5 protein-coding genes and 1 pseudogene are annotated in these 7,020 nt (G+C 67.0%); 1 reads left to right on the plus strand and 5 read right to left on the minus strand.

Features of this window, described 5'->3' with window-relative positions; all coding sequences use genetic code 11:
• Positions 1-215: 215 nt before the first annotated feature.
• The gene (locus tag A6A27_RS05110; protein WP_241825081.1) at positions 216-803 is read right to left on the minus strand and encodes a sigma-70 family RNA polymerase sigma factor; all 588 of its coding nucleotides are present in this window, start codon (positions 801-803) and stop codon (positions 216-218) included.
• A gap of 1,396 nt (positions 804-2,199) precedes the next feature.
• Positions 2,200-3,117 (minus strand): winged helix-turn-helix domain-containing protein, encoded by a 918-nt coding sequence (locus tag A6A27_RS05115; protein WP_158073946.1) that lies wholly within the window; start codon positions 3,115-3,117, stop codon positions 2,200-2,202.
• A 752-nt stretch (positions 3,118-3,869) separates the two neighbouring features.
• Between A6A27_RS05115 and A6A27_RS05120 the strand changes: the two genes are divergently transcribed.
• On the plus strand, positions 3,870-4,211 hold the full coding sequence (locus tag A6A27_RS05120) for a hypothetical protein (RefSeq protein ID WP_073833349.1): 342 nt from the start codon (positions 3,870-3,872) through the stop codon (positions 4,209-4,211).
• A gap of 171 nt (positions 4,212-4,382) precedes the next feature.
• Here A6A27_RS05120 and A6A27_RS05125 read toward each other — a convergent pair whose 3' ends face one another.
• From A6A27_RS05125 to A6A27_RS45695, 3 genes and pseudogenes are all read right to left on the minus strand, one after another.
• Positions 4,383-5,102 (minus strand): hypothetical protein, encoded by a 720-nt coding sequence (locus tag A6A27_RS05125; RefSeq protein WP_073833350.1) that lies wholly within the window; start codon positions 5,100-5,102, stop codon positions 4,383-4,385.
• 147 nt (positions 5,103-5,249) lie between these two features.
• Positions 5,250-5,837 (minus strand): TetR/AcrR family transcriptional regulator, encoded by a 588-nt coding sequence (locus tag A6A27_RS05130; RefSeq protein WP_073833351.1) that lies wholly within the window; start codon positions 5,835-5,837, stop codon positions 5,250-5,252.
• A gap of 299 nt (positions 5,838-6,136) precedes the next feature.
• A pseudogene (locus tag A6A27_RS45695) lies at positions 6,137-6,860 on the minus strand (transposase); the annotation flags it as partial.
• Between the last annotated feature and the right edge of the window lie 160 nt (positions 6,861-7,020).

Here is a 7,020-nt window from a genome sequence, read left to right on the forward strand (position 1 = left end):
CGCTGCCTGAACCGAGAATGACCAACAGGGTCATCCCGAGCCGCCAAACCGTCTGGTTCGGCTGGACCGCCTTGGCATCGACCGGGTCGGCCAGACGTGTCGTTGTTCACCGGCGCCTCTTCCAGGGCCACATGATCCCCGCGCAACTGCCCAGCGGTGATCTTCCAAGCGGCATCCGTAGCGGGCCCGGTACCGCAGTATTCCGGGCCGCGTCGTTAGACCAAGTGTTCTGACCCGATAGCGGCCCGCAACGCCCGTAACGCATAATAGGCCCGCGACTTGACGGTCCCCTCTGGAACCGCGAGTCGGGCAGCAGCCTCATCCACAGAATGACCAAGAAAATACAATTCGATGATGGCCGCCCGGTGGGCCTCACTCAACCCGGCCAACGCTCGCCGCACTGTCACCGCCGATACCACGGCCTCCATCGCATCCCGATCCTCCGGCAGCTGCCCGATGTCGGGTGCCGCGATCTCAGTGGGCCGCGCCTGACGGGCACGGGCACCATCGATCGCGATCCGGCGGGACACCGTGAACAACCAGCGACGCACCGCCTCTGGCTCGGTGGGCAGAGCGTCGAGGTTGCGCCAAGCCCGCAGCATCGTCTCCTGCAGCAGGTCCTCTGCCAGACCCCGCTCGCCTAGCGTCAGCCGCAGCAGAAACCGAAAGATCGCGTCGGCATGCGTCTCGTACAACGCACGCATCCGCACGTGCGCTGCCATCACCGTCCCACGCGACGAAGCGCCATCCGCACCAGCCTTGGGAGGCCGCATCGCTTGGTTTATGTTGGCGATCACAACCATGAGCCCGTCCTAACGCGCATAGGATGTGGGGATTGCGCACATCGCCGGCACGCCGTTCTCGCTGACCGAGGGGCCGAGACCGGCAAGTGTGCGTCCAGCTTGGTGAGGTGCGCCGAGCACGCTCTCGGCGAGTCGTTCAACGTGCGGCCCGGACCGGGCTGAGGACGTGGACGCGGTGACGCGGCGTGCATGGGACGCGGTCGAGCGATGCCGACGCCGAGGTCCGGTAGCAGGCGAAACGCATCCATCAACTCGCGCTCTCTCGCGGCACGTCGATGTATGTCGCCGAGCGGCCAGAGCCCGGTAAGGCCTGGTCAGCCGGACGGAGCAGCAAGCTGTCGCCTGTCGGTTGCACCGCCCCGGCTGGCTCCGCGACGCACAGCGGTGGGCACCCCGGCGACGACTCCTGACACAGCAGGAATCCCCGCGCCACGTGGAACCAGCCGAACAGCGAGTGCAGTTCGATCTCCCGGAGACACCATCGGCACCCGCCCCTCGCCACGACCCGCCCGGCGCCGGGCAGCGGTGAATGTTTGGTCGTTCCCATACACGCATCGACCAGCGCCCGTAGGGCAATCCGGTGGACGGCACACGGGAACGGCTCATCGCACACACGTCGCCCACACCGGCCATTGCCGTTGGCCGCATGCTGGAGGTAAACCGCATACGCCCGGCACCACCGTTCCCGGTCACGGCAGCCCGGCGGGGGTTCGGCCGGCGGGTTGTTCTGGTCGAACGGGAGTAGGGGCATCCCGGTGGAAACAGCGACGACATTTACGGCGATCGTCTGCTCGTCGGCCTCGATGCCGCGTGTCTCGCCGGGCCTGCCGCCTCGCCATGCCAGATCGGCTGCCCATCGCTGGTCGACCAACTCGGGCCGGCGATGACTGACCACCCCGTCAGCGCGTCGCCAGACGACAGCAACATCCGGGATATTCTTCGTGGCGGCAGCAGTCACGGCCGCACTCCCTTGCTCGTCACGGTTCCGGGTCATGGCCCAGCGTGGATTTCAGCTTCGGCCACCGGTCCTGGAAAACGGCTGGAAGGCAGTCCAAGCGCGTCTGGAGCGCGGATGGGCGAGAAAGCTGCGCCAGGGCTAAGCGAACCGAACCCAACGCGCTCCACAACTGTTCGGCGTCATCCGACTACCCCACGTAGACCGCGTTGGCCCGCTTCCAGCTCCGTGCTACTCCCCCACCCGACTGCAGGGTGGAGCGCCCAACTAGACGAGCGACAACCAGCAACCGTCCAATACCCCCATTCGCCGGCTACGCCGCCTGGCCGGAGAGGTGCCGCGCAGGGCCGGCCCGGGATCGGCGTACCGGGCAACGGCCCCCGAACCGGTGCCGCGCACACAACCTCAACTGCCGCGCATGCTCATGTCCGCACCAATGGTTCAGAGAGCCGCCGACGCGGTGGTGGGGCGACGAATTTGGGCGACCAGAAACCAACCCTGCCGACTGGTTTCGATGCGCTCAGGCCCGAGCTTTTTCCGGAGCCGGGATACGACAGTGCTGACCGCCGATGCGCTTTTCGGTCGTGTCGCGACCGGCGTACTCGCCAGGACCTGCGCGCCCTTGAGTGGGACTCCTCGCGCGTCGATAAGGACCTGCAACGTGGCCGCCTCCTGGGGGCTTAGATCAATCGGGGCCCGGTCAGGCAGACACACGCGCCGGGTCGTCGCGTCCAGCCGCACGGCCCCGGCGGCGCCCACAACCTGATCCGGAGTCTGGCCGCCGGCGACCCGCCAGCCGCCACCGCCAGTTATGATCAACTCTCGGCCCAGCCGCTGACGCAGGCGATGGACGATCACCCCGACGTGGGCGGCTCTGGCTGGACGGATCCGAGCCGGCATGGCGAGCCAGATCTGGTCGCGGCTACGAGGCATCCCGTACGCCTCGATCAGCACACGCAGCACCATGTACTCCTGCCAACCAAGCTGTATAGCGGACCGCATACCGGTCAGCCAAACCCGTCGACGATGTAGGTCGAGATAGAACTGCCTGTAGGAGATCGTGCCTGGCCCACTGAGAGGGCCGACAGCGATCGGGGCATCGAGCCACCATCCGCCCGCCCCAGTGGCGATCCGATGCACCCCCAGCTTCCTGCGGATGTTCGAGATGATCGCACTAATCTGCCCAACCGTTGGCGGACGGAAATCGGGTGGCATAGCAGCCAGGACCTCCTCGCGGCGACACGGCATTCCCGCCCGTTCGATCAGGACCGCCAGTACGGCGGCCTGCTGGCCACCGAGCAGGACACTTCGCATCTCCGGGGACAACCGCACTTCACCCGTCGAAGAATTCAACTCCACGCCGCCATACGACAGCGAACACCCGGGCAACCATTCGCTGGTCGTGGTTCGCGCGCCAGGACTCGTGCGGTCAACCTGACGGCCCGCGGCGGCGGGCCTATGGGTGACGCTCGCCGAGCAGTCTGCCGAACGGCCGACCTCCCAGCAGTCACCCGACTGACCTGATAGTGCGAGTCCTGCCATCGCACTTCACCTCCGCCCACACACGGATGTTCACCCCCCAGACGACGGAAACGCGTTGGGTACGGTTCACCGACGTGCCAAGAATGGGAGCAGGTCCTGGATCACCCCCACCCGCAAAAACATCGCCCGAATGGTCGACGTGGCCGCCCTGGACACGCTGATCGAGTTTCGCGACGGGCAGGTCGTGGCCCGCCACGGCCGGTCCTGGGCCAAGCAGGTCGTGTGCACCGCGGTCGACAAGGCCCATCGCCGGCGAGATGCGCCAAGCCTTGGCCGAGGACCGCCAATGCCCACAGACCGCCACCGGCCACCACGCCCGTCGCGTAACGGCCGCTGCCGGATCGCGACGCCTTGTTCGGCGTCGACTGGGCCGCGATGGTCTGCTGCAGCAGTTGACCAAGCGGTCCCCGAGGGACACGCTTTGAGGCGGAGATGGACGAGCACCTGGGCTACGGCACACACGAGCCAACCGTTACCCCGCGCACTGCCTACGCCTGCATTCTGCTGACCCGAGCGTCACCCACGCGGATGCCCTGACACTCGAGCACGATCGGCATGTCGACCGGACGATGACCGCGCATATCGGCTTCCCCGGGGGCGGGACTGGCCACCTGCGTGCGTCGATGTGGTCGTCGAGTCCTCTGCGCATCCGGGCCCAGGCCATCGTCGACCGCGGCACACTGACGGTCAGCAACTCGTCGTTCCGCATTTGTGGTCGATTCACTGTGGTCCTCGACGGTCGGCGCCGTCGTGAACGGTTCGACAGCGCGGCCTCGTACGTCCACCAGTTGCGGGCTTTCGCCACCACGGTCCGCCGCGAGCCGACCAATCTCACCTCGTCGCACTCGGTCATCACCATGTCGCTGATCGAGGACGTCCATTCCGCGGCCGGTCCCCCACTGCCTGCCTGAGCGGGGCCGGCTGGCATGTGCTCTTCACCGATGTGTCGGCGCATTGGGCCAGGGTGCAGCCGTCGCTGTGGACGGTGATGGCGACACCGCACGGGGGTGCCGGGCCAGTGCCTGGCGAGCGGCGTCTTCGGGCGTGCCCAGGTTGGACCGCCCGAAGACGCCGTTTTCCGGTCAGCGCAAGGCGAGGTCGGTGAGGTCGAGTGTGATCACCGCGAAGCTGCGATCGGCGGTGCCGTCCTCGTTGCGGCGGTGGATCGATCGCCTGGTCGGCACGACGATGCCGTCGACCTCGGTCTCCTCGAGGATGTAGTGGGCGGTCGGGGAGAATCCGACGACCTCGGGCTGGTAGTCCATGCGGCGCAGGTGGAACACCTCATCGAAGTAGTAGCGCTGCGTCGTGTTGTGAGTGTCGATCGACGGCGGGAAGGCCACGCTCAATACGCGCCATTTCGCGCCATCCTCGATCCACGGTTCGACTTCCTGCGTCTCGACGCCGGGCAAGGTGAACAGGTACGGCTCGACGAGATAGTGCCACGTCGCGTAGCCACGGAAGTACGCCGTCTGCGCCGCGGTCCACGGCGTCTCGAGCGCGGCTCCGTGCAGGCTCTTGCGTGGGTGGTCGAGGACCTCGGTCGATCCGTCGGGGGCCGTGACGGTGACGCGGTCGGCGATCTTGTCATACTCCGTCACGACGCCGGTGCTCTCGTGGCGGTGCCGGATACGTTCGGCTTGCACATCGGCGTCCACCTGGGCGACGCCGGCGAACGCGGGATGTCCCTTCAGCTCCCAGAACGGTCCGCCGTAGTCGATGCGGGCGGAGATAGTCGTGAGATCGCGCCACCGCGCGGTCCCGCCCGACGCCTCTAGGACATGGCTCAACAGGTCGCTCATCTCATGCTCCTTGTTTCGTGGCTTGCGGTTACAGGTTGGCGATGTGCGGTGGGTTGTGGGGACGCGGCCGGGTTGACTTCGACGGCAGCCTTGCCGAGAAGGACCGCCGTTCCGGGCGACTGCGAATGCGGAGGCGACCCGTCCAGGTCAGGCTTTCTCGGCGTCAGCCGCCAAGATCGAGCCGAAGACGAGTTCGAGCAGGTTGTCGATCGGTGCCGGGTCACCGGACGCCTTCGCTCGCAGTGCGGCGCCCTCCCACGCGTCCACGATCAGTTGCGCCAGGCTGCGCGCGGGCAGGGCGCCGGAGAACTCGGCGTCGTGCCGTGCGGCCTCGATCGCTTCGGTGAGAACGTCCACCCAGTCCTCCAGCCCGGCGCGGGCGGCCTGGCTGATGGCTTTCGACCCGGCTGACTCCGCCGCGAAGGTGCCGAGCAGGCATGCCCGCGTGAAGTCGTGACGGGCCAGGTCGCTGCGCAGGTAGGCCAGATGCCGCCGGATCCGGTCGAGTGGCGGCATTGAGGGGTCGCGCAGCATGTCGAGTCGGCGGCTGTGGCCGTAGCTGTCCAAGGCCGCCAGCCCTAGTTCTTCCTTGCTAGCAAAGTGGTTGTAGAAGGAGCCCTTCGGGCCACCGGCACGCTGGGCGATAGCCGCGACGCCGGTCGCGGCGTAGCCGTTCGTGTGGAACTCGGCCAGGCCCGCCTCCAGCAGCGACTCCCGCAGGCTCGGCTTCGGCATCGTCGTCCTCCGCATCTGTCAGTCCGACTCTTACAATATGACCGGTCGTCTTACCCGTCAAGCCTCGGCACTCCCGTATAAGCCACAGCACAGGAAGCCGACTCACAGAGACCCCTGGCGGCAGTCTGCTGCGATTCACACGCTTTGCCCGAATCGATGCCATCGTCGCGATCACCCGCGGGGAAATGTCGCGTTTCTGCCGAGGCGGCAGCATGCGGTTCGCTCAAAAACGGAACAGCGCTCCCGCACACGAATCACAACGGCGCGTGGCGCACGGTCTCCCACCCCACTCGATCAATCAGCGCCTCACGGCACACGTGCCACAAATGCCAGCGGTCCGCCACCTGCAACACCCCGGGCGGGTGCGGCGGACCGCTTCGGCGTAGGCGCCAGAGGAGTCCCGGCACACCACCTCGACACCGGGTACTCGCCCAGCCACACTTCTAGGGTGTCGGCCCGACGGTCGGACAGCACATCGATGCGCTCACCAGTCACCACGTCGACCCGAACTGCGGCGTAGCGGCGACATCGCCACAGCACGAAATCATCAAACCCGAGCACCCGGGGCACCCGCCGCACGGGCAGCGGCAACCCCAACAGCGCCCGCAACGCGGTGTGCCGGGACACGACCACCGCCCAAAGCTGACAACACCCGGGCACCGCCACGGCCGATCAAGTCCCGCACCACACCGATCTGGCTGGCCAACCGGGGCGTGCGACGCTGATAACGCTCCAAGACGCCGGCAAGCTGTTCCCGGATCGTCTGCCGGCAGCCGGCTCTACACCAGACTACGCACGCCTACCAGGACCACCACCGGCCAGGCATCGACCGGAACCTCCGCGACAGTCCGCCGGTAGTGCCGTTACTCTGCCCGACGCAGCCACGCGGCGCGGACAGGCCACCGTCCCTTCGGGAGTCCGGGCCAGCACCAGGATGCGCTCTCCGTCGTCCACCACGCCATCGATCACCAGCGGGGACAACCCCGAGAACACCGTCTTCGCAAGATCATCGACCTTGCGTATGTGATCCCAACGTTGGTCACGGACGAGTCGTCAGTGTTGCATCAGCCAACCGAAGGTTTGTTCGGTCCGGAAGCGCCCGCGGCGGCGAGCGGCTTGCCGGAACCGGGCGTTGGGCGACTCGATGATGTTAGAGCGACCGGCGATAGGTCAAGATCTGGAT

Source organism: Micromonospora sp. CB01531 (assembly GCF_001905095.1).
Lineage (GTDB): Bacteria > Actinomycetota > Actinomycetes > Mycobacteriales > Micromonosporaceae > Micromonospora.

Excerpts from the sequence above, each read along its gene's own strand:
- A6A27_RS05110 (WP_241825081.1), bottom strand. The coding sequence starts at position 803 with ATGGTTGTGATCGCCAACATAAACCAAGCGATGCGGCCTCCCAAGGCT.
- A6A27_RS05125 (WP_073833350.1), bottom strand. The coding sequence starts at position 5,102 with ATGAGCGACCTGTTGAGCCATGTCCTAGAGGCGTCGGGCGGGACCGCG.
- A6A27_RS05130 (WP_073833351.1), bottom strand. The coding sequence starts at position 5,837 with ATGCCGAAGCCGAGCCTGCGGGAGTCGCTGCTGGAGGCGGGCCTGGCC.
- A6A27_RS05120 (WP_073833349.1), top strand. The coding sequence starts at position 3,870 with ATGACCGCGCATATCGGCTTCCCCGGGGGCGGGACTGGCCACCTGCGT.